The organism is Microbacterium sp. GW823-FHT02G05 (assembly GCF_058797175.1).
The window spans coordinates 1401219-1427367 of record NZ_JBXAJK010000001.1 but is presented as its reverse complement, the minus strand read 5'-3'; the positions used below and the strand labels follow the sequence as shown (position 1 = coordinate 1427367).

Here is a 26149-nt window from a genome sequence, read left to right as displayed (position 1 = left end):
CGAACATAACCGCTGGTGGCGATGCAGAAAGGGGATGCCGCGGCATCCGCCTTCTGCGAGCCCTAGAGCTTACGCAGCAGAACGCTCTCGACGGCGTGATCAGTGCCCTTGTTCAGCACGAGTGAGGCCCTGTGCCGCGTCGGCCAGACGTTCTCGACGAGGTTGGGCATGTTGATGTCGTTCCAATAGCCGAGAGCCGTCGTGACGGCTTCCTCGTCGGTGAGGTGTGCGAAGACGTTGAAGTACGACGAGGGATTGGAGAACGCACCCTTGCGCAATGCAAGGAAGCGATCGACGTACCACTGCTCGATGTTCTCGGGAGCAGCATCGACGAAGATCGAGAAGTCGAACAGGTCGCTCACGGCGACGTCGTTCGGCGCGGCGGGGGGCTGCAGCACGTTGAGCCCCTCAACGATCACGACGTCGGGGCGCCGCACGACGACGTGCGCGTCGGGCACGATGTCGTAGCGGATGTGCGAGTAGAAAGGTGCGCGCACCTCGGCCGCGCCGCTCTTGACCTCCGTCAGGAAGTCGATGAGCGCCCTGCGGTCGTACGACTCGGGGAAGCCCTTGCGGTCCATGAGGCCGCGGCGCTCGAGTTCGGCATTCGAGTAGAGGAAGCCGTCGGTCGTGACGAGTTCGACGCGCGGCGTTCCCGGCCACCGACTCATCAGCTCGCGCAGGAGTCTGGCGATCGTCGATTTGCCCACCGCCACCGACCCTGCGACGCCGACGACGAACGGCGTTGTGGAGTCCTCCTCCTGCAGGAACGTGCTGGTCGCCGCGCCGAGACGCTTCGTCGAGGTCGCGTACAGGCTGAGCAGACGGCTGAGCGGAAGGTAGACCTCGCGCACCTCGGTCACGTCGAGGCGGTCGCCGATGCCGCGGATCTCCACGACTTCTGTCTCACTGAGCGGCTGGTCGAGGCCCTGCGCAAGGCGGGCCCACTCTGCACGGTCGATCTGCCGGTACGGCGAGAGCGGCGTCTTCTGATCGGCGGTCACAGCCTCAATGGTACTGATGCGGGACTCGACGCCGACGCGGGAGGACTACTCTCGTGACGTGCGACTCGGAGTTCTCGACATTGGTTCCAACACGGTGCATCTGCTGGCGGCGGATGCGCACCCTGGCGGTCGTCCGCTCGCGACGACGAGCGATCGCACCATCGTGCGGCTCATGCGTTATCTGACGCCGGCCGGCGCGATCAGCGAGGAGGGCGTTCAGGCACTGGAGGCTGCCGTCGCGCAGGCGAAGGCCGTTGCGACCGCCGAGGGCGTGGATGCGCTGCTGGCGACGGCGACGAGTGCGGTGCGCGAGGCGGCGAACGGCCCCGCCGTGATCGCTCGCCTGGAGGCGATCCTCGGCCAGCCCCTGCAGGTACTGGAGGGCGAGGCCGAGGCGCGGCACACGTTCTTGGCGGTGCGCCGCTGGTTCGGCTGGTCGGCCGGTCGCATTCTGCTGTTCGATATCGGCGGCGGGTCGCTCGAGATCGCGTCCGGCGCCGAGGAGGTTCCCGATGTCGCCGCATCCATCCCGCTCGGCGCAGGGCGGCTGACGGTGCAGTTCCTGCCGAACGACCCGCCCGGCGAGGATGCGGTCGAGCATCTGCGCGCGCACGCCGACGAGGTTCTCGCCCCGGTCGCAGCATCTTTCGCGACGCTCCCCCGCCCGGATCGCGTGGTCGGCTCGTCGAAGGCCATCCGCTCGCTCGCGCGGTTGGCCGGCTCCCCGCTCCCGGGCGCGCAGGGCGGAGAGCGGATGCTGCTGCGCCGCGGCGAGCTCGGATCCTGGATCCCCCGACTCGCCCGGCTCCCCGCGTCCGCTCGTCAGGAGCTGCCCGGCATCACACCCGACCGCACGTTCCAGATCGTCGCGGCCGCTGTGGCTCTGCACGCGGCGATGACAGCGCTGCGCGTGGACGAGCTCGAGGTCTCCCCGTGGGCGCTCCGCGAGGGTGTGCTGCTGCGCTACATCGAACAGATGGAGTGGGCGACAGCGCGCTGAGCGGTTCTATGGTGGAGGGATGCTGACCGACACACGCCTGCGCCTCGCCGCGCGCGTGCTGCTGGTGCCATATCTCGTCGTACTCGCGCTGATCGTGTGGCTTCCGGGTGAGGACGCGTCGCGAGTCACGGGCATCATCGCGACGATCGCGGAGTGGATCTCCGCCGGGTTCGGAGTCTCGTTCGACGCGGCGTACGCACCGCTGGAGTTCCTGGCGAACATCGCGCTGTTCGTTCCGTTCGGGCTGCTGCTCTCGACATCCGCCCCGCGCCTGCGTTGGTGGGGAGTGACGATCGCTGGCTGCGCGACAAGCGTGCTGATCGAATGCGTGCAGTTCCTGCTGCCGACAAGATTCCCGACGCTGTCGGACGTGATCGCGAACACGGCGGGCGCTGCGCTCGGATGGGCGCTGTGGCAGATCGTCGTGACGATGACACACCGCCGACGTTCTACGCTGGAGTCATGAGTCACGATCTTGACGACACTCGGCCCAATCTGAGCCGTCGTGAATGGCGCGAGAAGATGGCGTCCGCTGAGCCGATTCCGGCGACGCGCGCGCCTTTCGAGGGCATCGTCCCGCTCGCCGACGCGCGGCCGACCGCCGCGGATGCCCCGGCGAACCCGATCACGATTCTGACCGTCTGCACGGGCAACATCTGCCGCTCGCCCATGGCCGAGGTGCTGCTGCGCGAGCGTCTGCGCGATCTGGGCGTGCGGGTGCACAGCGCCGGCACGCACGCCCTCGTGGGTCATGCCATGACCGCGCAGGCGCAGGAACTCGCCCTCCGGTTGGGGGCTTCCGAGGCGGATGCCTCGGCACACGCCGCCCGCTACCTGGTGGAGCCGCTGCTCACGGAGTCCGATCTTGTCATCACGATGGCGCGCGAACATCGCTCGCACGCCGTGCAGATGATGCCGAGCCTTCTGCGCCGGGCGTTCCCGGTGCGCGAGTTCGCTCGCTTGTCTTCGACTCTGACGACCGAAGAGGCTCGCGCCGCGGCGGATGCTGCGGGCTCAGACCCGCATGCCCGCGTGCAGGCGGTGCTTCGCGCCGTCGCCGACCAGCGCGGCAAGGCTCCGGCCGATCAGAGCAATGACGACGTCATCGACCCGTACCGTCGTTCCGCAGAGGTCTATCAGCAGTCCGCAGACGAACTCGTTCCCGCACTCGACGAGGTCGAGCGCGTGCTGCGCGCCGCTCTGACGCCGTAGCCGCTGGATCCCCCGCACTGGCGAGACCATGATGCGAATCTGACATTCCACCTCGACGGCTGAGGAGCGCGCTCGGCGACGGGGTCAGCGCGGACGTAGCAGATGACGCGTCAGGGCACGCGCCCCGCGGGCCCAGCGAGCGGTCTGGAAACGCCAGGCCTCAGCGCGCGTGGGAATGATCGCGGCGTCGTTTCGAGGGATCTCCGCCCGCCTCACCCACACCGCTCGCGCGATGAACGCGGGTCGTGCGTGCCACGGGAGCGATCGAGCATGCACCCACCAGGTCACGCCCATCCCCTGACTCCCGACCGTCCGGTGCAGGTCCCATCGCTTCCGCTGGTGCTCCGTGCCCTCACCGTCTCGAACGGTGCCGATGCCCGTCCGTTCGAGAAGATCACGAAGCACCCACGTCGCGCCGCCTTCGCATGCCACCGCGTAGAACTCGGTCCGTTCCTCATCACCCGCAATGGTGAGCGCCTTCACGACCGACTCGTACTCGTGCCGATGCCGGTCGATGTTCACGTTGCGAAGCCCGTGCAGCGCCGCGATCACGCTGGCGCCCGCGCGCGACGGCGCCGTGACAGTGGTGCCGGCGACGGCGAGTTCTCTGCGATCGCGCCAGATCCGCTCGAAAGCGGCTCCTCCTGCGGCGAAGAATCCGGGAAAGTCGTGGTGGACGTCGATGTCGCATCCCCACTCGTCATGAATGTACGTCACCGAGTGCAGCCCGATCAAAGAGGGTTCCTCCCTGAGCGCGCGCTGATGCCAACCTTCCGCCTCGAGGAGGAGACAGAACTCGCGGTGACGCTCGGGCTCAACCCAGACATCCGCATCAGAGGCGACTCGGGGCGGCCGCAGCCGATAGTGATCGGCGACGGGACCCTTGATCGAGAGGACGCGAATGCCGTTCACTCTGCCGAGATGCGCGGTCCGCGCATGGGCCAGTGCGGTGGATGCGGAGACGTCGAGTCGCGCTACTTCCATTCGTTCCTCGTCTCCCCCGCCGACGCACGTGTTGCGTCTGAAGTCTACAAACGGTCGCACGCCCTATGCTCGCTTAGAGGAATCGCGCGATTCTCGCGCCGCATCTGAGGGGATTCGCGTGGAGCTTCGGGACTACTTGCGCATCATGCGCGCACACTGGATCGTCATCCTTCTGGCGACAGCGCTGGGGGCGGGTGCGGCGTTCGGCTGGAGCCTGCTGCAGCCCAAGGTCTACACGGCGGATGCCACGGGCATCGTCACGGCGACATCCAGTGACGGCTCGACCGGCAGTGCCCTCATCGGAAACCAGCTCGCGCAGAGTCGGGTGAAGTCGTATTTGAACCTCGGTTCATGGCGCGCTGTCGCCGAGCATGCCATAGACGAGCTGGGCCTCGACGCGTCGCCGGAGTCATTGGTACCGCGCGTCACGGTCTCGAACCCCATCGACACCACCGCGCTCAAGGTCACCGCAAGCGGCAGCACCCCGGAGGCAGCTCAGGCCCTTGCGGAGGCCTGGATGCGCGGCATGGCCACAGAGATCGCCAAGCTCGAGGGCGGCACAGCATCCACCCCGGGCGCCGTCACGCTCACGGTGGGCGACTCCGCGCGCCTTCCCACCTCGCCCTCGTCGCCGAACACCCGACTCAATGTGGCACTCGGCGCACTGATCGGTCTGGCAATCGGCCTCGGCTACGCCTTCCTCCGCCACATCCTTGACCGTCGCGTCCGGCATCCGCGTGACATCGAGCGGGAGACCGGTGTCTCCGTGATCGGCACGCTCCCCTTGGAGAAGAATCTCACCGGCGAGCGCCAGGTGATCGACTTCTCGCTCGGATCCACCGAGCGGGTGTCTCACCACACCGTGGAGGCGATGCGAGAGCTGCGCACGAATCTGCAGTTCATCGACGTCGACAAACCACCGCGGGTGATCGTCGTGACGAGTTCAGTTCCCGGCGACGGCAAGTCGACGGTGTCTGTGAATCTCGCATCGAGCCTGGCCGCGGCAGGTCAGTGGGCCATCCTGATCGACTGTGATCTTCGTCGGCCAGTGGTCGCCGACATCTTCGGCATGTCGAAGGATGCCGGCCTCACCGACATCCTCGCCGGACGCGCGCAGCTGGAGGACGTCGCTTTCCGCCCGCAGAAAGAAACTCCACTCGCCGTGATCGGCGCGGGACGCATCCCCCCGAACCCGAGCGAGCTCCTCGGCTCGCACCGCATGCGCGACTTCATACGCACGCTGAGCGAGTCGGCCATCGTGATTCTTGACTCACCGCCGGTGCTGCCGGTCACGGATGCAGCGGTGCTGGCAGGTTCCGCGGACGGAGTGATCATCGTCGCGTCCTCGGGAAAGACGACGTTCGACATGCTCCAGCGCGCTGTGGCGAACATCACCCGCTCGACAGGACGGGTGCTCGGCATCGTCTTGAACCGTGTTCCCCGCACGGGATCCGCCTCGGCGTACTACGGTCGGGAATACTACGGAAGCTACGAAGCGTACGCGGCGAACGAGGAGCCGTCCACGTCCGCGGAAATGCCGCAGCCGACGTCGCGGCGCACGCGGGCGAGGTAGTCGGCGTTCAGGCGAGCCCGATCAGCCCTCGACGACTCATCGTCGTCAGGAACTCGACGACGTCCCCGTGGATCGCTGCAGCGTCTTCGCCATAGTGCTCCGCCACCCGTCGGACGAGTGCGGATTCCGCCATTGACGTCTCCGCGCTGAGGACCCGCCAGATGATGTCGGAAGATCCTTCGAGCACAACGGGCTGCTCCCCCGTGAGCGCGAGCGCCGTCGTGCGCGTCTCCTCCTCGACCCATGCGACGTCATCGGCGAGGCACCAGGCACGTTCATGCTCGAGTTCACCGTCGCGAACCAGCGCGGCGAGCGCCTCCTGCAGGACAGCCTGCGTGTCGACGCCCTCTGGCTCACCATGCACGGCGATCACGTGCGCATGAATGTCGTCGAACCGGCCGCCCGAGGCGGTCGCCTGCCAGATCGCCGGGCCAACCCCGTCGAGGACGCGGAGCTCCCCACCTGACGCGCCCCGTCGCAGGACTGCGACCCTGCCGTCGTCCAGGGCGAGCTCGTCTACCACCGGTGCGTGGAAGTAACAGTCGCCGTCTTCCCCGGAGTTCTCCCGCGGCTCGTTCAGAGCCCGCGGTGCCGGATTCAGTGGCAGCTGCGGCGGCTCGGCGCCCAACAGATCCCGCACGACCGGCAAGAGCGTCTCCGCCTCGCGATACCGGATGCGAACTGCTCCCCCTGTCGCCTCGAGCAATGCGGCCACTACTCGGAGTCCCCCGCGCAGGTCGCACAGATAGCTCGTCTGCGGCCCGAGCAGCTCAAGGGCATCCGCGAGGGCCAGAGGAGTCACCTCAGGGTGCTCGGGACCCTTCGGGTCTCTGTCCAGCACCGCCACTTTGGAAAGGCGCAGCACGGGCGGCCGCCAAGACACCCCCGGCAGCGTCGCGGAGGAGACCTGCGCCTTGGGGGCGCTCGCGGACTCGATGATCGACAGTGGCTTGCGGTACGCGACCACGCCGCCCTGCGGATCAATGCCGACGGTCTCGTCGCTCACGTAGGCGAGCTCCGCCGAGAGGGCCCGCGCTGCGGTGGTCTTACCCGTTCCCGAGGGTGCGACGAGAGCGATCGTGTGGCCTCGTTCATCCGCGAGGCCGGCCGCGTGCAGCATCCACAGTTCGCCCTTCCTGTGCGCAAGAGCCGCGAGTGTCACTTCTGTCGAGAGTTGCGAGAGCATGACGTCATCGTCGTGCTCAGCGGTGATCGCCACGGTGGCGTCAGCGGAGGTGCGATGGGTCCTGCCCTCCGCCCATGCCGCCGTGATCGCGGCGAAGGAAGACGCAGTCCGTGCCGTTGCATCGATCTCGATGAGGGCGCCCAGCGCCTGGACGGTGACCTTCTGCGACATGACTGCTACCCTACCCAGCGAAGTGGGTTCTTTCGCGATGAGGGCGTGGGGGTCGGTTTCAATGGTGACGCAGATTGTCGTAGCCAGAAAGCGGGCAAAGTCGCCCACAGCGAGCACGACAGAGGGTGGTGATCGCGAGCCTTCGGTTCGGATTGCGACTCGCCTGGCGGAGCTTGACCTGGTCAGAGTCCCGGGATCGCTCGGTGTAGACATCGAGGGTCAACGGTACGGCCACGTCGGGCTCTGGCGCCTGTGGGGGCACTCCTGCGAATTCTCCATGCAGCCCCCGCGCGGAACTGAACCGGAAGTCTCCTTCGTCTTCGTCGAATCCGGCATCATCAGCGCACGCACGCCGGGCGAGGCATGGCGCTCCCTCGATGCGCCGCTGATCGTCGTTCCCACCGTTCGTTCACGGCGCATCCGCATTCGAGGCGCGTGGAGCGTCACGGTCGCCAAGCTGCCGCTGCGCGCCGTCGAGGCCTATGTGCCTTTCGTGCCGAACAGCGTGGGCGTGTTCAAGAGCACGCGGATGCTCGACACCGCCATGCATCGCTTCGTCGCCGCTGTCCTGCAGGCCAGTTCCCCCGGATCAGCCGTGGAGAGCTCGGCCATCGAGCAGCTGGCCATGGAGATGGCGGGAGCCGTGTTGCTGGATCGCACAGGCCCCGAGTGGGCGCAGGGCACCCCACACGATGTGCTGCGTGACCGCGCACTGGGACTGATCTCGCAGGAGTGCGCGGATCCTGCTCTGACCCCCGCGCGCATCGCCGCCGGGGTTCACGCATCGCTGCGCCAGCTGCAGGCCGTGTTCGCGGAGTCAGGCACTTCGATCGCGCTCGAGCTGCGCCGGGCCCGTGCGCGCGCTGCCCACACACTGCTCTCGGACAGCCGCTTCGATGCGCTGTCCGTGGAGCAGGTCGCCGAGAAGTCCGGATTCGCCACGTCGATGAGTCTGCGACGCGCAACAGAAGCCGTGTACCACCAGAGTCCCCGAGCTGTGCGCGAGAGCCGCAGGCACGAACCGGCCTAGACACCGGAAGGGGTCCCACCCCTTACAAACTATCCGCGCAACTTGCGCACATTTCGCGCAGAATGCGCAGCCCTCCAGGTGTGCCCCTCACGGCGGCTCCCTAGCTTGAGCAGTGCGGGGTCGCTCCTGGGGGATGCGGAACAATGCGTCGCTCCTCGCGAATGAACTATTCGCGCAAGACCTGTGTGTGCACAGGAGAAGAGGGGCTCACAATGACGGAAACCACGACGGGCATCTCCCGCCGCACTCTCGTGAAGGGAGCCGCCTGGTCCGTGCCGGTCCTCGCGGTGGCAGCGGCGACGCCGATGGCTGCGGCCTCCGTGAACTCGGCGACCGTGCAGTGGGTGGGCGGGGCGTCACAGCTGCTGACTCTGACGCTGCTCGATGGCGGTGTCGTCAGCGCCACCATCCTGCCCTCCGCACCCACGCAACTACGGGTGACAAACACCCCCGGCATCGTGCCTAACGTCACCGCACGCTTCGATGTCGCCCAGGCGACAGGCATCAGCGTGAACCTGGGTGTCGGCAATGTCTACCTGCGAGGCTTCGCTCCGCGCACACTGCCCGGTGCCGCAATCGTGGGCAGCACCACTGTCACGCCTCGCATTCTGAATGACGGCGTCCTGGGAGACCTCTACGCACAGGACACGTCGACGACGTTCGCGCTCGGTGACATCGCCTCGGGCGCAACGGTCGACTTCGGTTCGATCGGCTGGGCGGTGACGGGCCGATCCGGAATCAACATCGCGATCGACGTCCTCGTCAACTTCTCCGTGACGGCGACCTTCCTCTCGAACGGCACACAGTTCGCGCAGCTCACGACGCCGGGCGTCAGCGTCCCGATCGGGGCCGGCATTCTCTGAGCCACGGCGGGGCAGCAGTGCATACTGATGTGGTGTCTGCCCCGCCTCGCCCACGCACCGTTCGTCAACGCGTCACCGGCAGCGCCTGGTTCCACCTCGTTCTCGCGTTCGTGGTCGTGGGCCTCGTGCTCTCCTTCATCGCGAAGCCCTATTGGGTGCCCTCGGCCTCTATGGAGCAGACACTGGAGATCGGCGACCGGGTGCTGGTCAACCGACTCGCCTATGTCGGAGCGGTCCCGACCACGGGGGACATCATCGTGTTCGACGCCGATGAGACCTGGGGCGCGCACGCCCCGCAGGACGCGAATCCTGTGATCGCCTTCGCACGCTGGCTCGGCTCTGTGAGCGGATTCGGCCCCTCCGGACAGCACACCCTCGTCAAGCGCGTGATCGCAGGGCCAGGTCAGACTGTCGAATGCTGCACCGCTCAGGGAGCGCTCATCGTCGACGGGATTCCCATCGACGAGCCCTACGTCTTCCAGGACTTCCCCTTCATCGCGGGCTCCGTCGACTGCACGACGGACCCCAGGTCGCTGCGCTGCTTCGACAGCGTGACCGTGCCAGAGGACTCCTACCTCGTCCTTGGCGACAACCGTGGCAACTCATCCGACTCCGCCGCGCAGTGCCGCGGGGTGACGGATGCTGACCCGACGTGCTGGCGCTGGGCCCACGGAGGCGACGTCGTGGGCAAGGTCGTCGCGATCCTCTGGCCGATACAGCGATGGGCCGTTCCTTAGAACGGCCCATCGCTATGCTGCTGCAGATGCTCAGAGGCTGAGGCGCTCCTTGACCACCGAGGCAAGACGCTCAGCGTAGGAGTGCGCGGAGTCCGCATCCGCGGCCTCCACCATGACGCGCACGAGCGGTTCCGTGCCCGACTTGCGCAGCAGCACACGGCCACTGTCGGCAAGCTCGGACTCGACCTCGCGAACCGATGCCTGGAGGTGCTCATCATCGGCGACGCGGTCTTTGTCGACGCCTTTGACGTTGATCAGAACCTGCGGGTAGACGGTCATCACAGAAGCCAGCTCGGCGATCGACTTCTTCTGTCGCGCCATCTCGGCCACGAGATGCAGGCCCGTGAGCACACCGTCACCGGTGGTCGCGAACTCGCTCATGATGACGTGGCCGGACTGCTCGCCACCCAGTGCGAAACCGCCGGCGTTCATCTCTTCGAGAACGTACCGGTCGCCGACCGCGGTCTGGCGCAGCGCGATCCCATGCTCCTTCATCGCCATGTGCAGTCCGAGATTGCTCATGACGGTGGCGACGAGAGTGTCGTCCTTGAGGCTCCCGCGCTCTTTCATCGCGACCGCGAGGATCGCCATGATCTGATCGCCATCGATGACGTTGCCTTCGGCGTCGACAGCGAGGCAGCGATCAGCGTCGCCGTCATGCGCGATTCCGACATCCGCACCCACACGGATGACCTCACCGGCAAGTTTGTCGAGATGCGTGGAACCCACGCCATCATTGATGTTGAGACCATCGGGATCGGCGCCGATGACCGTCACCTTGGCGCCCGCGTTGCGGAATGTCTCGGGCGACACACCGGATGCCGCACCATGCGCGCAGTCCAGCACGACGTGAATGCCGTCGAGGCGGTGCGGTAGCGAGGCAAGGAGGTGCATCGCGTAGCGGTCCTCTGCATCAGAGAACCGCGTGACGCGTCCGACCTCGGCACCGGTCGGCTGGAGTTTGGGTCCTGCCATCGCTTCTTCGATGCGCTGTTCGACATCGTCGGGAAGCTTCACGCCGCCGCGAGCGAAGATCTTGATGCCGTTGTCCTCTGCCGGATTGTGGGACGCGGAGATCATCACGCCGAAGTCTGCGTCGATATCGGCGATCAGGAAGGCCGCAGCAGGGGTCGGCAGCGTCCCGGCGTCGAGAACGTCGACACCGGACGAAGCGAGCCCGGCCTCGACCGCGGCGCTCAGAAAGTGTCCGGAGATGCGCGGATCACGAGCGACAACCGCCGTGAGCCGCTTGCCCGAGGCCTTGCGAGCCTCCGCAATACGCCCCTGGCCCAGGACGACAGCTGTCGCCTGGGCCAGGGTGAGCGCGAGATCAGCGGTGAGGGGGCCGTTAGCCAGCCCCCGCACGCCGTCTGTGCCAAACAGTGCCATGAAGGAACTGAGTGCTTAACGCTTCGAGTACTGAGGCGCCTTACGGGCCTTCTTGAGACCAGCCTTCTTGCGCTCCTTGACGCGAGCGTCGCGCGAGAGGAAGCCGGCCTTCTTCAGGGTCGGACGGTTGTTCTCCGCGTCGATCTCGTTCAGCGCACGAGCGATGCCGAGACGAAGAGCGCCGGCCTGGCCCGAGTCGCCGCCGCCCGAGATACGGGCGATGACGTCGTAGGCACCAACGAGGTTGAGCGCCGTGAACGGGTCGTTGATCAGCTGCTGGTGCAGCTTGTTCGGGAAGTAGTCCTCCAGCGTGCGGCCGTTGACCGTGATGGTGCCCGAGCCGGGGATGAGGCGCACGCGGGCAATAGCCTGCTTGCGACGACCCACGGCTGCGCCGGGAACGCTCAGCACGGGACGGGGAGCCGTCTCGACGGCCTCCGTCTCAGGAGTCTCGGTGGAGTAGTTCTGGGGGAAGTCAGTGTCGGTGTTCGCCACGAGTTTGTCCTTAGTCAGTCTGTGCGGCGCTTACTGGGCGACCTGGTCGAGGGTGAACGTCTTCGGCTGCTGCGCGGCGTGCGGGTGCTCTGCACCTGCGTACACCTTGAGCTTCGAGAGCTGCTCGCGGCCGAGCGTGTTCTTGGGGAGCATGCCGCGGACGGCCTTCTCCACTGCGCGGACGGGGTTCTTCTCGAGAAGCTCGGCGTACGAGACAGCCTTGAGGCCGCCCGGGTAACCCGAGTGGCGGTACGCCATCTTCTTCTGGAGCTTCTGTCCGGTCAGTGCGACCTTCTCAGCGTTGACGATGATGACGAAGTCACCGGCGTCGATGTGGTTGGCGAAGGTGGCCTTGTGCTTGCCACGCAGGAGGATGGCCGCCTGCGAGGCCAGACGACCGAGAACGATGTCGGTGGCGTCGATGACGACCCAGTCACGCTGGACCTGGCCGGCCTTCGGGGTGTAAGTGCGCGTCACAATAGTGCTGCTTTCTTGTCGAACGGAGAGGTTCGTGAATCCCACTCCGGGGTGGTTCTCTCTTGAGAGATGAGAACACGCCAGTGGAGGGCTCACGTTCGCGGCACCCGAGCAGTCGGGCACCAAGGGTGCTAGTCTACGACACTCCCGGCGTGCGTCCAAATGCGGGCGCTACGCCTGTGTGTCCTCCGACACGGACGGACCAAGCGCTAAGCGCCCGCGTTGCCCCCACCTGCAGGTTCTGTGACACCGGGCTCTGTGGGACCGGGTTCGCCCGGGGCCGGGTCGACGGAGCCCTGCTCCCCGGAGCCAGGCTCGGTCACGCCTGGGCCTGGCGTCGCCGTTCCACCGGCGTCCGGCGGAGTCCACGAGCCGCTGCTGTCCTCTTCGGCGGCCTCGCTGATGGCCCGCTCATCGTCAGCGCGAAGCGCGACAATGGCAGCGCCCAGCAGCTGCATCTCTGCCCAGCCGACGCGCCCCGTCGTGCGAGCAGCCGCAAAGGCATCCACCGCGTTCTGCACTGCTGCGCGGAACTCGGGAAGCGCCTCGACATTCTCGCCGAGAGATGCGGCGGCGAGCGCGATCATCGAATCAGCCAGGGGCGCGACGGTCAGACGGTAGGCATCGCATTTCGACTCCAAGGCCTTGCGCAGGTCTCGGAGCTCCTGATGCACGGCATCCGCTTCCACCTGACGGGCGTTGACCGCTTCCAGCGCGGCGCCGATCTCAGCGAGCGATGCATCGGGAGCAGCATTCTTCGCCTCGAACGGGGCGACCTCCGTCGGAACACTGATCGCGTTCACCTCGGCGACGTAGATATCGCGGGCAGCGAGCGCACTCTGACGCAGCGCCTCATCCGCCGTTCCCGCCAACGAGGCCAAGGTCGCCGCCGAGAGCTCTGCGGCGGCCATCATGTCGGCCCGGGTGGCCTCGACCCGTTTCCGTTCGGTGTTGACTCCTGCGACGGAACTCGCGAGTGCTTCCTCTCCGAACTCCAGTAGGGTACGTGCATCATCCGTCGGCGTCGATGCCACGGCCGCACGTACCCCGACGAAGCTCGCTCCGACGATGGCGACGATCGCCACGGCCGCCGAGGCAACGGCGAGCCAGTCTCGACGTTGACGACGCAGGAAGCGCGAGCGCGCCTTGGTTCGGGTCTCGACGGCCGCGGGAAGCGCGGCAACCGCGCGGGGATCCGCGCCGGCGACGACTCCGCCCGCTGCGCCCACCAGCTGCTGCAGCCGCTGTCGCTCGACGACATGGTCGACGGGGGCGGAACTCGGTGCCGCCGTCCCCACCATCGCGTCGAGTCGGCCGTCCGCTCGCGCCGCTTCGACGAGCCGTGTCGCCTGATCACCGGCGAACAGACTGTCGAGCGAGGACACGGCACCTCCTGAGGTAGGGTTGGTCGGAATTGTATGCAGTGCCCCATCGTAGCGGGGATGCACGACGTTCCTGGCAGGAGGGGCATGGAACTGAGCGACTATCTGCGCGCTCTGAAGCGCAGCTGGCTCATCGTCCTCTCGTGCCTGCTGATCGGAGCAGCGGCGGGGTTCACGATCGCTGCCAACACCGCGCCGCGGTATCAGGCGTCCACGACGCTGTTCGTCGGAGTGACGCCCAGCGACGGGGGCTCCTGGAACTTGGCGAACTCGAGCAACTACGCACGCCAGGCCGCCAACAGCTACGCGCAGATCATCCGGACGGAACTCGTTCTCGAGCCCGTTGCGGATGCGCTCGGCATCGACACCGACGCCGCCGCGCTCGCCGGTCGCGTCACCGCGTCCAACCCTGTGAACACGCAGAACATCGAGGTGACGGTCACCGATCGAAACCCCGTGCTGACCGTGCAGATCGCCAACGAGATCGCTCAGCAGTTCGCGACCATCGTCGCGGACGAACTGGAGGGAACGTCGGGCGAAGACGACAGCCTGGTGCGCATCGAGGTGCTGCAGCCCGCCATCACCCCCTCGGTCCCCTCTGCACCGAAGCCCCTGTTCAACATCGCTCTCGGCGCGCTGATCGGCCTCGCCGTCGGTATCGGCGTGGCGTTGCTGCGCCAGATCCTCGACACGCGCATTCAGACGGTCGAGGAGGCCACGTCGGCCACAGGCCTTCCCCTGCTCGGCGCGATTCCCGACACCCTCATCGAGAAGGGCAGCGCCCTCAGCGTCGCCGTCTCACCGCGCGGCGCGGACTCGGAGGCGTATCGCGCTCTGCGCACGAACCTCGACTTCGTCGGCGGGGATGATCGCCAGCGCTGCCGCACCTTCGTCGTCTCGAGCTGCGCGCCGGGTGAAGGCAAGTCGACGGCCTTCGCCAACCTCGCACTTGCGATCGCCGAGACCGGCAAGCGTGTCGTGCTGATCGACGCTGATCTTCGCGCGCCGACGATCGCCTCTCTCTTCGGCCTTGAGGGCAGCGTCGGACTCACCGACGTGCTGCGCCGCAGAGCCGGTCTCGCGGACGTTCTGCAGCAGTGGGGCACGGGCCGACTCTTCGTCCTCGCCTCCGGCCAGCTTCCCCCCAATCCCGCTGAGCTGTTGGGTTCGGCGACGATGGAGCAGACGCTGAACGACCTTCGCACAAGCTTCGACGTGATCCTGATCGACGCACCTCCCGTGCTCGCCGTCACCGACGCCGCGGTCGTCTCTCGGTTCGCAGATGGCGCGCTGCTCGTCGCGGCAGTGGGCTCGACTCGTCGCCCGGCGCTGGCAGCGGCCCTGGGAGCGTTCGAGAAGATCGGCGGCAATGTGCTCGGACTCATCGCCATGCGCACGCCCCGTGTGGCGGACAACGCCTACACCTATGCGGATCAGCCGGCGGGCTGACCGAGATTCACCACAGATACGAAACGACATTCATGGAACTTCGCGACTACGTCCGCATTCTGCACCGCAACTGGATTCTGCTGCTGGTGCTCTTGATCGTCGGCGCAGGAGCCGGTGCCGCCATCGGCTTCACGACGCCCGCGAAGTACCAGAGCTCGACGCAGATCTACGTCTCCGTGCGCACGGATGGCGCGGCGACGGGTGACCTGGTGCAGGGCACGACCTTCGCACGCCAGGTCGTGACGAGCTACGTCGAGGTCGCGACGACCGGTCTCGTACTCGACCCTGTGATCGATGAGCTCGGCCTCGACACGACCGCCCCGGCGCTCGCATCCCGAGTCTCCGCCACGAGCGCGCTGAACACGGTCATCCTGACGATCAGCGCAACCGACGGCGATCCCAAAATGGCGGCGAGGATCGCGGATGCTGTCGCGGAGAGCCTCATCGAAGCCGTCGAGACGACGCTCGAACCCCCTCGCACCGAGGGCGCGGAGAGCGCGGTGCAGCTACGTGTCGTCCAATCGGCGCAGGTACCGACGAAGCCGTCGAGCCCGAACATTCCTCTTTTCATCGCGATGGGAGCGGTGCTCGGCCTTGCTGTGGGCGCAGGCGCAGCAGCCCTCAGGACCGTCCTCGACACACGCATCCACTCGCTCAGCGATATCGAGCACGTCACGGACCGCCCCATGCTCGGCGGCATCGCCTTCGATCCGGATGCGCAGAAGCGTCCGCTCATCGTGCACGCCGACCCGCGCTCGCCCCGTTCGGAGTCCTTCCGCACACTGCGGACGAACCTCCAGTTCGTGAACGTCGATGAGGGCCCTCGCAGCTTCGTCGTGACAAGTTCGGGCCCCGGCGAGGGAAAGTCGACCACGACCGCCAACCTTGCCATCGCACTCGCGCAGCTCGGCGCTCGCGTCGCGCTGATCGACGGCGACCTGCGCCTCCCGCGCGTCGCCCAGTACATGGACATCGATGGCACGATCGGCCTCACGGATGTGCTGGTCGGTCGGGTGGAGCTCGCCGACGCCCTGCAGAAGTGGGGAACCGGCAAGCTCTTCGTGCTGCCGGCAGGCACGGTCCCGCCGAACCCCAGTGAGCTGCTGGGCTCGGCTGCGATGGACCACGTGCTCGGGTCGCTCTCGAAGCACTTCGACTACGTACTCGTCGACGCTCCCCCGCTGCTTCTCGTCACGGACGCGGCTCTGATCGCCAAGAAGACGCGCGGCGCGATCATGGTCGCCGCCTCCGGGAAGACCAAGAAGCAGCAGCTGCAGGCTGCAGTCCGCACGCTCGAGACCGCGGGCGGTCCGCTCGTCGGTGTCGTCGTCACGATGCTGCCGAGCAAGGGCCCCGACTCCTACGGATACGGTCAGTACGGGCAGTACGGCGAACCACTCGACTCGCCCACGTGATGCGGACCAGCTGATGGCAGCCAACGGGCACGAGGACGAGGTCACGGTACTTCTCGCCACCTACAACGGGGCGCGATTCATCTCCGAGCAGTTGGAGTCGATCGCTGCGCAGTCGCATGAGAACTGGCGCCTCGTCGTATCCGACGACGGATCGGTGGACGAGACCCTGGATATCGTTCGGTCGTTCGCGCGTCGCTACAGCTCACGGGTGACACTTCTCGAACCCGCCGTCTCACGGTCTGCGAAGTCGAACTTCCTTCGGCTTCTCGCGCAGGAGGCCACGTCCCCCTACTTCGCGCTCTGCGACCAGGATGACGTGTGGCATCCGGCCAAGCTCGCGCAGATGCTGACGGTCTGCCAGGCGGTCGAAGCCGAGACTCCCCACCAGCCGGTTCTCACGTACTCGGATCTCCGTGTCGTCGCCGACGATCGCACGACGATCGCCGACTCGTTTCAGCGGCGGATGCGCGTCGATCCTCATCAGCGGATGTTCCCCGGTCTCCTCGTCGAGAACTCCATCCCCGGATGCGCGATGCTCTTCAATGCGGCATTGGCCCGCCTCCACCGGGAATCTCTTCCTCGGCCGGAGAACGTGATCATGCACGACTGGTGGCTCGCTCTTCTCGCCTCCACCACAGGCGCCATCCGTTTCGTCCCAGATCCGCTCATCGAGTATCGGCAGCACGAAACCAACACCCTGGGCGCCGTCGACCGAGGCAGCCTCGCGCTGATCCTCCGGAAGGTGTTCGGCAAGTCAGCGCAGCCGCTCTCGCAGACATGGACCCAAGCAGCGGAGCTGATCCGAGCGCACGGCGCGCAACTGCCCTCTGAGAAGAGAAGCATCGTCGAGGCCTACGCTTCCTCGATCTCCCGCAACAAGGTGCAGCGCATCAGGATCGTCGTGCATCATCGGATCTTCAAGCAGGGCCTTCTCCGCAAGGCGTTTCAACTACTGAGAGCATGAGCCAGACATGATCTACATCATCTGCGGGCTGTTGGCCACGCTCTCGATCGCCTTCTACCGGGGCCGCGTGGCCCAGAAGAGCCCACTGCACGCGATCTCTTGGGAGTCTCCGCAGCTGGAGCGGCGACTGTTGACCGACCGACGCTCGATCAAGAACTTCCTCGCCCTCGCCGTCAGCTTTCTGCTGCTTTTCATCCCGGCGGGATTCCGCTACGGCATCGGCACAGACTACTGGGCGCGCTATGCGCCTCTGTTCGAGCAGATCCGAGGCGGCGGCGCGGCACCTGAGCAGGAACCTGGATATCTCGCTCTGAACAGGCTGGTCGCGACCGTCACCGACGACTACCAGGGGATCTTCCTCGCGACCTCTTTTCTGACGCTCGCCCTGTACTACCGCTTCTTCCTGCGGATGTCTCTCAGCCCGGCCATCTCCGTTTTCATCTTCGTGTTCGGCGGCTTCTATCTGGAGAGTTTCAACGCAGTGAAGCAGGCTCTCGCCGTGGCGATCCTCCTCAACACCATTGAGTACGCCCTGCGCCACAAGTACGTTCGCTTCGTGCTCCTGACGCTGCTCGCCGCGTCATTCCACGGCAGTGCACTGATCTGGCTCGCTGCGCTCCCTCTCCTTCTCATCCGCCTGAATCGCGCGAACCGTGTTCTGCTGATCGCACTACTCGTCGGACTGGTGCTGGCGGCCCCACAGTTGCTTCAAACCCTCGTCGAGCAGTTCGCACCCAACTACGCGTGGTACTTCACGTCCGACTACGGCGTGACACGATCCGTGCACCCGACCGCCATCTTCACGACGGTCGCGGCATTCGTACTGGTGATCGTGACGACCCACCGCTTGAAGGAGCGCGACGGATACACGAACGCCGTCGTCAACCTCTCGATCGTCAACGTGGTGGTCTTCCTCGCCACGCTGGTCATCGCCTATCTCTTCTCGCGCCTCAACTACTACTTCGCGCCCATCCAGTTGATCGCAGTACCGCTCGCACTGTCGCTGATTCGCTCATCGTTCAATCGGCGCGCGGTGACGTTCGTCGTCTGCGCGGCCTTCTTCACCGGTTTCGTCTTCCAGACTCTCGTCTGGAACGCGCACGGAGTGCTTCCGTATGAGTGGGTCTTCTCCCGCTGAGCGGACGTCACATCTTCAACGCCAGGCCGTCGCGGACGCCGCGCATGAAGCTCGCCAGCTTGGCAAGACGATCGCGCTCGAAGAGAACAGTCAGTGCGATCTGCTGCGGGAGCTGCCAGACGCCCTCGTGTGTGATCCCCAATGCTCTTCCATGCTTGCGGGTGAAGAGAATCCGGTTGCGCGCCTTGAAGTAGCACCTCTCGGCGCTGTGCCCGAACGCGTAGAAGCGCTCCAGACGCCACCCTCCGGACATACCACGCCGCGGCACGAAGAGCCAGGTCGGCGACGCTTTCCCGACCTCATGCAACAGCGTCGCCGCGTTGACGCGCACGATCTGCCATCCCGACGCCATGAGGCGCTGATTGAAGTCATAGTCGACGTAGTCGATGAAGAACCGTTCGTCGAATCCGCCGGCTTCCCTCCAGGCCTGCAGAAGAAGAAGCGCACCCGAGGTGATGGCCCCCCGCCGTGCGGGCTGCCGGTACCGCTCGATCTCCGGAAGGCTCATCGCGGCGTGCGCTTCGAGACTCATCTTGTTGCGATCCACGATGAACGGGGTGGACATGCCGACGCGTCCGGCCAGCTGGCGGTCAAGTGCGTCGACCATTCCGGGCGAGCACACGCTGTCCTGATCCAAGGTGACGATCCGGTCAGCGTGCCGGCCCTCGGCGGCTTCGGCAAGCCTGTTGAGCGCTGCCGCGATTCCGACGTTGCTCGGGGACCGGAGCAGTTCGGCACCGGGAATCGTATCCAGCAACGCCGCGACCTCGGTGATGTTCGAGGACCCGTTGTCGAACACGAAGACATGCGATACCTGGCTCGCGACAGCCTTCACATTTTGGCTCAGACGCTCGAGGTCCGGTTCGAACGTGACAATGCCCGCGACGATGCCGCTCATCGGCTCCCCCCGCCCGCGACGCGCCGCTCAAGGCCATGCCGGGCGAGATACCCGTTGTACTGCTCACGTCGTTGCGCCAGCCGGTCGAAGGCATCCGTGTAGTCGTAGGAGAGCGCGTCGGACGCGGCGATTCTGCTGGCGAGACGATCCTCCAGTCCCAGACTCGATGTCAGCGTCCGGATACGGGTGTTCATGGCTCCTGCGAATCCACGTCGCTCGAGGATCACAACGGGCCTGTTGAAGAGGAAAGAGAAGATCGCGCCGTGGTACGAGTCCGTGACGATGAGGTCAGCGGAGCGGATCAACCCGATGAAGTCCGATGCGTTACTCGCCCAAAGGGGCCCGGGGTTGTGCGCGGAGAGCCGCTCAACGGGCAGGTCGTGAGCAGATGAGAGCTCGGCGATGAGTGCTTCGTCCTCGCTCGGCAGCGCACCGAGGTGATAGACGAGCATTCGTCCGGTGGTCTCATCGCGGTCGGCAGCGATCTCCGACCAACGGTGCGCGTCGAGCAGAAGAGTCGGATCGAGGAGCTGCGTGTAGCGCGGCTGCCCTTCGAACTGTCCGAGCGAGGCCACCCATTCGTCCTCGCGAATGCCTACCTCATCGAAGCGCGCGAGCCACCTCCGATAGGAGGCACGCCACTCGTCCGGGATCTGCCCGTGCCCGACGCTGGGCGAGAGGACCACCGCGCTTCCCGCGGGCGCGAAATCAGCGAAGCTGGTGCCGTCGACGTCATAGTCGAAGTTCCAGATTTGGTCGCTCCCGATGGCGAACCTGGCGTAGCTGTGAGTCAACTCCGTGCGACGTTCGCGAGCGAAAGGAACTGGCTGCAGGTGCTCCTGCGCGAAAGCGTCAAAGAGCTCGTGCCGACGTGCGATGACGTCGATGTCGCCGGTCGCGTCCGGGCGTGCGCCCAGTCGCCCGATGCGGCCCCGGACACGATCGAGCGCTCCCCTGATGCCCAGCCGGCGGAGCTTCCTCGGAAGCCGCCTGATCTTCGAGAGGATCGTCTTCTCGCCCGATTCCCCTCTCGGAACCAGGACGTCGACCGTGTATCCACACTCTTCCAGCACCGTCTTCGCCGCATAGTTCACGAGATGGTTGCCGTAATTGTCCCGGCTGAAGTGGGCGATCAGACCCGCCTGTGCAGGCGAACCGTGGTTCTCGACTAGGAGGGAATCCGACGTCACTTGCTCGTCCATTTCTGCAGGTAGTTCACTGTCCGTCGTGCGGCGCGTTTCAGTCTCTGCACGATCCTCTGATGCACCTTCAGCTCGATTCGCCGATACCGCGCTGCTTCTCGCAGGTAGTGCCGGAGGTAAAGGGAAAGATCATCCGTCTCGAGTGCCTGATTGAAGACCGCATGACTCTCATGGGCCATCTTCCGCCTCTGGCGTATGAGAGCAGCCCGCCGCTCCGAGACGGCAGACGTCGACGGCACCACTCGCTTCCGAGGCACGGAGAGCCCTGCCTCGAGATCATCCGCCAGGCGAACCGCGAGGCCTTCCCTCCGGTGCCGGAAACCGCCCGCCTGCGAGTCAGCCACGCGGTCGGCAGACTCCTCGAAGAGGTGGAGTTCACCGCTCTCCGCGGCGTCCCGGAAGAGGGCATCGATCGTCCGGTTGCGGCTCACCACCACGTTCGTGCCGAACGAGTAGGGCGTGTACTCCGGCAGCCACGCATCGCCGAAACTGACGTCGGCCGTCTCGCCGACGACGTCATCGCAGAAGTTGCAGGCTTCCGGCTGAAAGGCGCTGTGCCCCCAGTTCCCACCGAGGAGCTCGCGCATCGGAACCTGGGTGGTCTCTGCGGTCGTCCGTGATTTCACCGCGAAATCGTAGTCGTTCGCTGTGCGGGCGCCGTCCTTGACCCGGAAATCGACCGCCTGGACGTCATTCGGGTGCACACCGGCCTGCCACGCGAGAGAGTCCGCGAACGCATGCGTCTTGAAGTGTCCGCAGACGAGAGCCACAAAGTACTGCACACGTGTCGCGAAGGTCTCATTCTCCCTCGCGAGCGCTCGTGCGGCACGGATGAAGCACGGCACCCCGACGATCGCGTAACGCCCCGGAGTCTGCATGACCTGAGCGAGCGCGTCCGCCATGGTGGTGGCGTAGTACTGGGACTTGCGGGCGTCCTCCCGGGCAGGATTCTCACTCGCACCGAAACGGAACAGCTCCTCGCCTTCCGAGCCCGCGGTCCGCCCGACGGACAGCACCGAATCCACAAGATCCGCGCTGACCAGTCGTTGAGTCAACCACGAGGCCAGTCCCCCGGAGCTCGAGCCCTTCAAGTACTCCTCGTCGGCGACTCTCCCCGCGAACGTCCAGGAGTACGTGCCCAGTTTGGTGTCGTGCACCATGTCGGCATCAGGATGTGGTGCACCCAGCTGGTCCTCATTCGGCGACTCGTCCGAGAAGGGGCAGACGCGACTCGCCACGCGAAGTGCTTCCTCAGGCACACCCCCGAGTTCGGCCTCATAGAGACGAGTCCGCCCCAGCGTCACCTTGACGGCTCCGCCGGTTGCCGCACTGCATGCTCCGCAGCCTATGCAGATGCCGCGAGTGATCGTCTCCTCGATCCTATGCATCGGAGTCCTTTCCCACTCGAATCAACTGCGTCCGAGCGCTGGCGATGGTGCCCCGCAGGAGCGCTCGACTCCCCGGCATGACGGCCAGCGCGGCGAACATGAGCGCGGTACTGGCCACCAGTCCGACGAGGATGCCCATGAGCGGCGAGAGCATATTCCCGAGCGCAAAGCCCCCCACCGCTCCGGCGGCACCGACGGCACCTGCACAGAGCACACGAACACCATTCACGAGGAAACGCATCGATGGAAAATCGGCGGTCTTCGCCAGCCAGATGAGGTTGATCGGCCACGAGATGGCCATCGCCGCCGTGTACCCCGCAGCGACCCCGAGAATACCATGCGTGGATCCGACGACGATGCCGATGATCGCGAGAGGCTTCGAGACGAGATTGTAGAGAAGCAGCTCCTTCGGCTTCTCCTTCGAGATGAATGCCCAGTAGCTGACGTGGTTGAAGACCCAGAAGCAGCCGCCCACCGCGAGGATCTGAAAGATGGGCACGACCGGCATCCACTGTGCGCCCAGCACCAGCGGGACCAGTGCGGGCGCCGTACCGGCGGTCGAAACGAAGATCCAGACGATGAAGGCCCCCACGATGAACTGGGCCTTGTAGAGGATGTCATCCGGGTCGCGCTCTTCGCCCTTCGCCCTATTCAGCAGAGGGATGACCACCTGGGTGAGAGGATCGAGCAGCCGGGCAGCCGGGGCGGTCAGCATCTGAAATCCGCGGTTGTAGTATCCGAGTGCGCTCGCTCCGAGCTGGGTTCCGATCAGCAGTGAATCCACGTTGCTCTGCACGAACGTCAGCAGTTGAGCAGCGCCGTACGTGACACCCGTGCGCAGCAAGCCGAGAGTGTCGTGGCCACGCTTCGGCAGCCCCGGCAGCCACGCAGAAGCAACCCATCGCCACACGAGGGTGACGACGGCTGCGGCAAGGGTCTGCACGACCAGCGCCCAGTACCCTCCGCCCGCGATCGCGACGGCGATGGCGGCGACGAGTCCGAGCGTCTGACCGACGAGATCACTGGCGACCAGCGCCTTGAACTTCATCGATCGCGCCAGCTGAACCTGGATCTGCGCGGAAAGCCCCCCGAGGAACACCCCCAGCGCGAGCGGCGGGACGACATCATGCAGGCGCGGCTCATCGAACAGCGCGACAAGGAGCGGCGTCGCAAGTGCGAGGGCGAGCGAACAGAGCAGTGAAATCGAAACGCTGGCCCAGAAGAGGTTCGAAGCCTGTTGGGGGCTCAGTATCTGCTTCTGCAGTCCTGCCAGTGGCAGTCCGAAGTCCCGGAGCAGGTTGCCCAGCGCGACGAACATGGCGACCATCGCGACGATTCCGAAGTCAGACGGCAGGAGCAGGCGGGACAGCACCATGAGCGAGAGCAGCTGAAGCACGAAGCTCAGAGCACTGCCGATCAGGGTGATGCTGCCGCCGCGCATCCCTGTGGCGGAGAGGCTGCTCTGCGGCGTCGCCGCCCCCGCGTCTGACGGACCTCGTCCTCGCCGGGCCGTCACAGGGGCGGCCTCATCGCAAGCGCACCCGAACGAACCCAGAGGCGTCCGAGGATTCGCAGGCCGACGGCGGACCGGATGCGGATCAGCATGACCACCAGCGCATCGCGAACACGCGTCGGGCGGAAGGCGCGGGCTGCGGTCCTCACGCGGGCCTCACCGAGGAGCGGACGCAAGACCCCTCTTCCGGCGACGATGTGAGGGAATGCCCCCTCGACAGCTGCGACGAGCTTCAGATAGTTCACCATGCCTCCCGCAGCAGCACGCGCAAGCTGCTCATCTTCGGCAGACACGGCTGCCCGATCCGCCATCGCTCGCACGGTGCGGGCGAACTGCTCCGGCGTATCGCTGCTCACATTTCGTGTCACGCCCTGTTCGCTCGTCTGGTCGTAGACGTACCAGGGCTCCGAGCAGAAGACGACGCGATCGCTCAGAGTCAGCACTCCTGCGGTGAAGAGCCGATCCTCCGCGTGCGAAACGCCGACGGGGAACTTCTGATCGCGTGCGAGTCGTCGCGCGTACACCGCCGCGACGGCGTTCGTGACCGACAGGACCGAGGACGCCTCTGTCGGGGACGGAGAATCCGAGAACGCGCGCATCGCCGCTTCCCGCCGCGAAGCCGAGTCTGCGACTCTCGCGTCTGCCGCGCTCGGTCCGCCCGAACGCCAGAACGCTGTGCTGTCCGTTCGCACTTCCATCGCGCCGAAGACGACATCGGCACGCAGCTTCTTCAAGAGGCCTTTGGCCTGACAGAGGAAGCCGGGCAGGAGCCAGTCGTCGGCGTCGAGGAAGGCAACGTAGTCGCCGATCGCCGACTCCACTCCGGCATTACGCGCCCCCGAGACTCCCGCGTTCAGCTGGTGCAGAACTGTGATCCGATGGTCCATCGCCGGGTATGAATCGAGGTGATCGGCGACACGGGGCTCAGAGCCGTCGTCCACGATCACCAGCTCCCAGTGGGGGCACCGTTGCTGCCGCACACTGTCGACGGCCCGGTCGATGAGCCCGACATCCCCGTTGTAGACAGGAAGAACGACGGACACGGTAGCCGTCGTCTCACAGATCGAGGAATCCAACGTGGTGTCTGACACTTTCGAGTATGGGCGCGACGTCAATGGGCTGATTCGCCCGGCGCGACGACCGCTTTCACTGTCTTGGCGAGAATCACAAGATCGCTGGTGAACGACCAGTTCTCCACGTACGAGAGGTCGAGGCGGATGGCTTCCTCCCAGTTCAGGGCGCTACGGCCGCTGACCTGCCAGAGCCCCGTCACGCCGGGACGAGTCAGCAGCCGTCGACGTGCCGCATCGTCGTACAGGGCCACCTCGCCGGCGACCTGAGGTCGCGGACCCACGAGGCTCATCGATCCGCCGATCACGTTGAAGAGCTGGGGCAGTTCGTCCAGGCTGTAGCGTCGCAAGAACCGCCCGACCGCGGTGATCCGAGGGTCGTTCTTCACCTTGAACAGCGGACGATCGCTCGTGCCCTGCAGATCGAGAAGCCCTGCGAGCTCTTGGTCCGCGCCGACGCGCATCGTGCGGAATTTCAGCATGCGGAACTCGGTGCCGTTGCGGCCGATGCGTACCTGACGGTACAGGAGCGGGCCCTTCGAGGAGAGCTTCACCGCCAGGCCGACGGCCAGGAACACCGGCGAAAGCAGAAGGACACCGATCATTGCGCCCACGATGTCGAAGAGTCGCTTGCCGAGACGCTGCCCGTTGCTGAATTTCGGCGTCTCCACGTGAATCAACGGCAGACCGGACACCGGACGAATGTGCATTCGCGGGCCGGCGATATCGATGATGCTCGGCGCGAGGATCAGATGCTGCTGTCCGGCCTCGAGCGCCCACGAGATCTGCTTGACCTTCTCGATCGGAAGCTCGTCGGCTGAGGTGATCGCTACCGTATCGGCGTTGGTCTTCCGCAGTACCGAGACGACATCCTCCGTGTCGCCGAGAACCGGGAAGCCGACCGACGCCGCGAGGTTCTGCCCCGGAGGCAGACACGCTGCCACGACGATCAACCCGCTCTGCGGTGCACGACGCAGCTCCGCGGCCAGCCGCTTGACCGAGCGCGCGGTTCCGACGAGGACGACGCGCGCAGCGAAGTGCCCGCGCGCACGCCTCCGAAGGAGCCAGAGTCGCCAGCAGAAACGCGAGAACACGAGCGCGATGATCCCGATCGGAAGCGAGAGCAGAAGCAGACCTCGCGCGATATCGGCCTTCGCAAGGTAGGCGATGATCGCAATCACACCGAACAGGCGGAGGCTTGCCGAGATGACGCGAACGTATTCGGTGCCGCCCATTCCCAGAATTCGGTAGGAGCGGGAGTCGTTCAGGCCGAGCGCCCAGCTCCACGCCAGAACGATCACCAAAGAGATCACCCAGTAGGGCACTTCTCCGAACTCCGGCTGGAAGCCGAGCCAGAAATACTGTGTGATGAAGACGACCAACGCCACGACGACCGTGTCGCTGAGGGTCAGCCAGCGTGCAATGCTCTGCCGCCAGCCCTGATTCGGGCGGACCTCGGGTGTTTCCACGGTCGGCATGTTCAGCGCCGTGTTCACCGTGATCGCCATCGTCCCCCCGGACCTGTCGCTTCCTCTTCGTTGTCACTGAGACTCGAAAACGTCACCCTCAGCCAATACACAGGATACCCGCACTTCACAGCACCGCCCGC

24 protein-coding genes are annotated in these 26149 nt (G+C 65.8%); 11 read left to right on the top strand and 13 right to left on the bottom strand.

Annotated features, from left to right (window positions below; translation table 11 throughout):
* Positions 1 to 62 precede the first annotated feature (62 nt).
* The gene (gene coaA / locus AC1REM_RS06820) at positions 63 to 1004 is read right to left on the bottom strand and encodes a type I pantothenate kinase (RefSeq protein WP_204939207.1); all 942 of its coding nucleotides are present in this window, start codon (positions 1002 to 1004) and stop codon (positions 63 to 65) included.
* A 58-nt stretch (positions 1005 to 1062) separates the two neighbouring features.
* On the opposite strand from coaA, the gene AC1REM_RS06815 reads away from it, so the two are divergent.
* The 3 genes from AC1REM_RS06815 to AC1REM_RS06805 are packed head-to-tail and all read left to right on the top strand — an operon-like array spanning position 1063 to position 3216.
* Positions 1063 to 2004: a Ppx/GppA phosphatase family protein gene (locus tag AC1REM_RS06815; protein WP_492513944.1), complete on the top strand. Its 942-nt coding sequence runs from the start codon at positions 1063 to 1065 to the stop codon at positions 2002 to 2004.
* Between the two features lie 19 nt (positions 2005 to 2023).
* On the top strand, positions 2024 to 2470 hold the full coding sequence (locus tag AC1REM_RS06810; RefSeq protein ID WP_492513943.1) for a VanZ family protein: 447 nt from the start codon (positions 2024 to 2026) through the stop codon (positions 2468 to 2470).
* Complete coding sequence (locus AC1REM_RS06805; RefSeq protein WP_492513942.1) at positions 2467 to 3216, top strand: arsenate reductase/protein-tyrosine-phosphatase family protein; 750 nt, start codon at positions 2467 to 2469, stop codon at positions 3214 to 3216. The genes AC1REM_RS06810 and AC1REM_RS06805 overlap by 4 nt, the downstream gene beginning before the upstream one ends.
* Positions 3217 to 3300: 84 nt before the next feature.
* On the opposite strand, the gene AC1REM_RS06800 is transcribed toward AC1REM_RS06805, so the two are convergent.
* The gene (locus AC1REM_RS06800; protein ID WP_492513941.1) at positions 3301 to 4200 is read right to left on the bottom strand and encodes a nucleotidyltransferase family protein; all 900 of its coding nucleotides are present in this window, start codon (positions 4198 to 4200) and stop codon (positions 3301 to 3303) included.
* Between the two features lie 118 nt (positions 4201 to 4318).
* Here AC1REM_RS06800 and AC1REM_RS06795 point away from each other — a divergent pair, with 118 nt between their 5' ends.
* Positions 4319 to 5773 carry a tyrosine-protein kinase domain-containing protein gene (locus AC1REM_RS06795; RefSeq protein WP_492513940.1) on the top strand — a complete coding sequence of 485 codons (1455 nt, stop codon included), beginning with the start codon at positions 4319 to 4321 and terminating at the stop codon, positions 5771 to 5773.
* Between the two features lie 7 nt (positions 5774 to 5780).
* On the opposite strand, the gene AC1REM_RS06790 is transcribed toward AC1REM_RS06795, so the two are convergent.
* Positions 5781 to 7130: a PqqD family peptide modification chaperone gene (locus AC1REM_RS06790; RefSeq protein WP_492513939.1), complete on the bottom strand. Its 1350-nt coding sequence runs from the start codon at positions 7128 to 7130 to the stop codon at positions 5781 to 5783.
* A gap of 277 nt (positions 7131 to 7407) precedes the next feature.
* On the opposite strand from AC1REM_RS06790, the gene AC1REM_RS06785 reads away from it, so the two are divergent.
* From AC1REM_RS06785 to lepB, 3 genes are all read left to right on the top strand, one after another.
* Positions 7408 to 8160 (top strand): helix-turn-helix domain-containing protein, encoded by a 753-nt coding sequence (locus tag AC1REM_RS06785; RefSeq protein WP_492513938.1) that lies wholly within the window; start codon positions 7408 to 7410, stop codon positions 8158 to 8160.
* A 212-nt stretch (positions 8161 to 8372) separates the two neighbouring features.
* The gene (locus tag AC1REM_RS06780; RefSeq protein WP_492513937.1) at positions 8373 to 9023 is read left to right on the top strand and encodes a hypothetical protein; all 651 of its coding nucleotides are present in this window, start codon (positions 8373 to 8375) and stop codon (positions 9021 to 9023) included.
* Between the two features lie 32 nt (positions 9024 to 9055).
* Positions 9056 to 9760, top strand: coding sequence for a signal peptidase I (gene lepB / locus AC1REM_RS06775; protein ID WP_492513936.1), 705 nt, complete (start codon positions 9056 to 9058; stop codon positions 9758 to 9760).
* A gap of 30 nt (positions 9761 to 9790) precedes the next feature.
* Here lepB and glmM read toward each other — a convergent pair whose 3' ends face one another.
* The 4 genes from glmM to AC1REM_RS06755 all read right to left on the bottom strand — a co-directional run bounded on the left by glmM (position 9791) and on the right by AC1REM_RS06755 (position 13506).
* Positions 9791 to 11149: a phosphoglucosamine mutase gene (glmM, locus tag AC1REM_RS06770; RefSeq protein ID WP_492513935.1), complete on the bottom strand. Its 1359-nt coding sequence runs from the start codon at positions 11147 to 11149 to the stop codon at positions 9791 to 9793.
* Positions 11150 to 11164: 15 nt separating this feature from the next.
* Positions 11165 to 11644: a 30S ribosomal protein S9 gene (rpsI, locus tag AC1REM_RS06765; RefSeq protein WP_454126146.1), complete on the bottom strand. Its 480-nt coding sequence runs from the start codon at positions 11642 to 11644 to the stop codon at positions 11165 to 11167.
* 30 nt (positions 11645 to 11674) lie between these two features.
* A complete protein-coding gene (rplM, locus tag AC1REM_RS06760) occupies positions 11675 to 12121 on the bottom strand; it encodes a 50S ribosomal protein L13 (protein WP_454126145.1) in 447 nt (148 codons plus the stop codon).
* A 209-nt stretch (positions 12122 to 12330) separates the two neighbouring features.
* Positions 12331 to 13506 carry a hypothetical protein gene (locus AC1REM_RS06755; RefSeq protein ID WP_492513934.1) on the bottom strand — a complete coding sequence of 392 codons (1176 nt, stop codon included), beginning with the start codon at positions 13504 to 13506 and terminating at the stop codon, positions 12331 to 12333.
* An 84-nt stretch (positions 13507 to 13590) separates the two neighbouring features.
* On the opposite strand from AC1REM_RS06755, the gene AC1REM_RS06750 reads away from it, so the two are divergent.
* From AC1REM_RS06750 to AC1REM_RS06735, 4 genes are read left to right on the top strand one after another with little or no spacing between them, the layout of a single operon-like run.
* On the top strand, positions 13591 to 14952 hold the full coding sequence (locus AC1REM_RS06750; RefSeq protein ID WP_492513933.1) for a tyrosine-protein kinase domain-containing protein: 1362 nt from the start codon (positions 13591 to 13593) through the stop codon (positions 14950 to 14952).
* Positions 14953 to 14984: 32 nt separating this feature from the next.
* On the top strand, positions 14985 to 16367 hold the full coding sequence (locus tag AC1REM_RS06745; protein ID WP_492513932.1) for a tyrosine-protein kinase domain-containing protein: 1383 nt from the start codon (positions 14985 to 14987) through the stop codon (positions 16365 to 16367).
* Between the two features lie 13 nt (positions 16368 to 16380).
* On the top strand, positions 16381 to 17331 hold the full coding sequence (locus AC1REM_RS06740; protein ID WP_492513931.1) for a glycosyltransferase family 2 protein: 951 nt from the start codon (positions 16381 to 16383) through the stop codon (positions 17329 to 17331).
* Between the two features lie 7 nt (positions 17332 to 17338).
* Positions 17339 to 18469, top strand: a complete 1131-nt coding sequence (locus AC1REM_RS06735; protein WP_492513930.1) for an EpsG family protein — start codon at positions 17339 to 17341, stop codon at positions 18467 to 18469.
* Between the two features lie 7 nt (positions 18470 to 18476).
* On the opposite strand, the gene AC1REM_RS06730 is transcribed toward AC1REM_RS06735, so the two are convergent.
* The 6 genes from AC1REM_RS06730 to AC1REM_RS06705 all read right to left on the bottom strand — a co-directional run bounded on the left by AC1REM_RS06730 (position 18477) and on the right by AC1REM_RS06705 (position 26048).
* On the bottom strand, positions 18477 to 19367 hold the full coding sequence (locus AC1REM_RS06730) for a glycosyltransferase (protein ID WP_492513929.1): 891 nt from the start codon (positions 19365 to 19367) through the stop codon (positions 18477 to 18479).
* Positions 19364 to 20557: a polysaccharide pyruvyl transferase family protein gene (locus AC1REM_RS06725; RefSeq protein WP_492513928.1), complete on the bottom strand. Its 1194-nt coding sequence runs from the start codon at positions 20555 to 20557 to the stop codon at positions 19364 to 19366. Before AC1REM_RS06725 ends, AC1REM_RS06730 begins: the two co-directional genes overlap by 4 nt.
* The gene (locus tag AC1REM_RS06720; protein WP_492513927.1) at positions 20554 to 21957 is read right to left on the bottom strand and encodes a Coenzyme F420 hydrogenase/dehydrogenase, beta subunit C-terminal domain; all 1404 of its coding nucleotides are present in this window, start codon (positions 21955 to 21957) and stop codon (positions 20554 to 20556) included. Before AC1REM_RS06720 ends, AC1REM_RS06725 begins: the two co-directional genes overlap by 4 nt.
* Positions 21950 to 23473, bottom strand: coding sequence for a lipopolysaccharide biosynthesis protein (locus AC1REM_RS06715; RefSeq protein ID WP_492513926.1), 1524 nt, complete (start codon positions 23471 to 23473; stop codon positions 21950 to 21952). The genes AC1REM_RS06720 and AC1REM_RS06715 overlap by 8 nt, the downstream gene beginning before the upstream one ends.
* Positions 23470 to 24513: a glycosyltransferase family 2 protein gene (locus AC1REM_RS06710; protein ID WP_492513925.1), complete on the bottom strand. Its 1044-nt coding sequence runs from the start codon at positions 24511 to 24513 to the stop codon at positions 23470 to 23472. Before AC1REM_RS06710 ends, AC1REM_RS06715 begins: the two co-directional genes overlap by 4 nt.
* Positions 24514 to 24581: 68 nt before the next feature.
* Entirely contained in the window at positions 24582 to 26048 is a 1467-nt protein-coding gene (locus AC1REM_RS06705) for a sugar transferase (protein WP_492513924.1), read from the bottom strand.
* Positions 26049 to 26149: the final 101 nt, after the last annotated feature.

Bases quoted from the DNA above. Each gene is read 5' to 3' on its own strand.
- AC1REM_RS06780 (WP_492513937.1), top strand. From the start codon at position 8,373: ATGACGGAAACCACGACGGGCATCTCCCGCCGCACTCTCGTGAAGGGA.
- AC1REM_RS06740 (WP_492513931.1), top strand. From the start codon at position 16,381: ATGGCAGCCAACGGGCACGAGGACGAGGTCACGGTACTTCTCGCCACC.
- AC1REM_RS06810 (WP_492513943.1), top strand. From the start codon at position 2,024: ATGCTGACCGACACACGCCTGCGCCTCGCCGCGCGCGTGCTGCTGGTG.
- AC1REM_RS06750 (WP_492513933.1), top strand. From the start codon at position 13,591: ATGGAACTGAGCGACTATCTGCGCGCTCTGAAGCGCAGCTGGCTCATC.
- AC1REM_RS06805 (WP_492513942.1), top strand. From the start codon at position 2,467: ATGAGTCACGATCTTGACGACACTCGGCCCAATCTGAGCCGTCGTGAA.
- AC1REM_RS06745 (WP_492513932.1), top strand. From the start codon at position 14,985: ATGGAACTTCGCGACTACGTCCGCATTCTGCACCGCAACTGGATTCTG.
- AC1REM_RS06705 (WP_492513924.1), bottom strand. From the start codon at position 26,048: ATGGCGATCACGGTGAACACGGCGCTGAACATGCCGACCGTGGAAACA.
- AC1REM_RS06735 (WP_492513930.1), top strand. From the start codon at position 17,339: ATGATCTACATCATCTGCGGGCTGTTGGCCACGCTCTCGATCGCCTTC.
- glmM (WP_492513935.1), bottom strand. From the start codon at position 11,149: ATGGCACTGTTTGGCACAGACGGCGTGCGGGGGCTGGCTAACGGCCCC.
- AC1REM_RS06730 (WP_492513929.1), bottom strand. From the start codon at position 19,367: ATGAGCGGCATCGTCGCGGGCATTGTCACGTTCGAACCGGACCTCGAG.
- AC1REM_RS06800 (WP_492513941.1), bottom strand. From the start codon at position 4,200: ATGGAAGTAGCGCGACTCGACGTCTCCGCATCCACCGCACTGGCCCAT.
- AC1REM_RS06790 (WP_492513939.1), bottom strand. From the start codon at position 7,130: ATGTCGCAGAAGGTCACCGTCCAGGCGCTGGGCGCCCTCATCGAGATC.
- AC1REM_RS06720 (WP_492513927.1), bottom strand. From the start codon at position 21,957: ATGCATAGGATCGAGGAGACGATCACTCGCGGCATCTGCATAGGCTGC.
- AC1REM_RS06785 (WP_492513938.1), top strand. From the start codon at position 7,408: ATGCAGCCCCCGCGCGGAACTGAACCGGAAGTCTCCTTCGTCTTCGTC.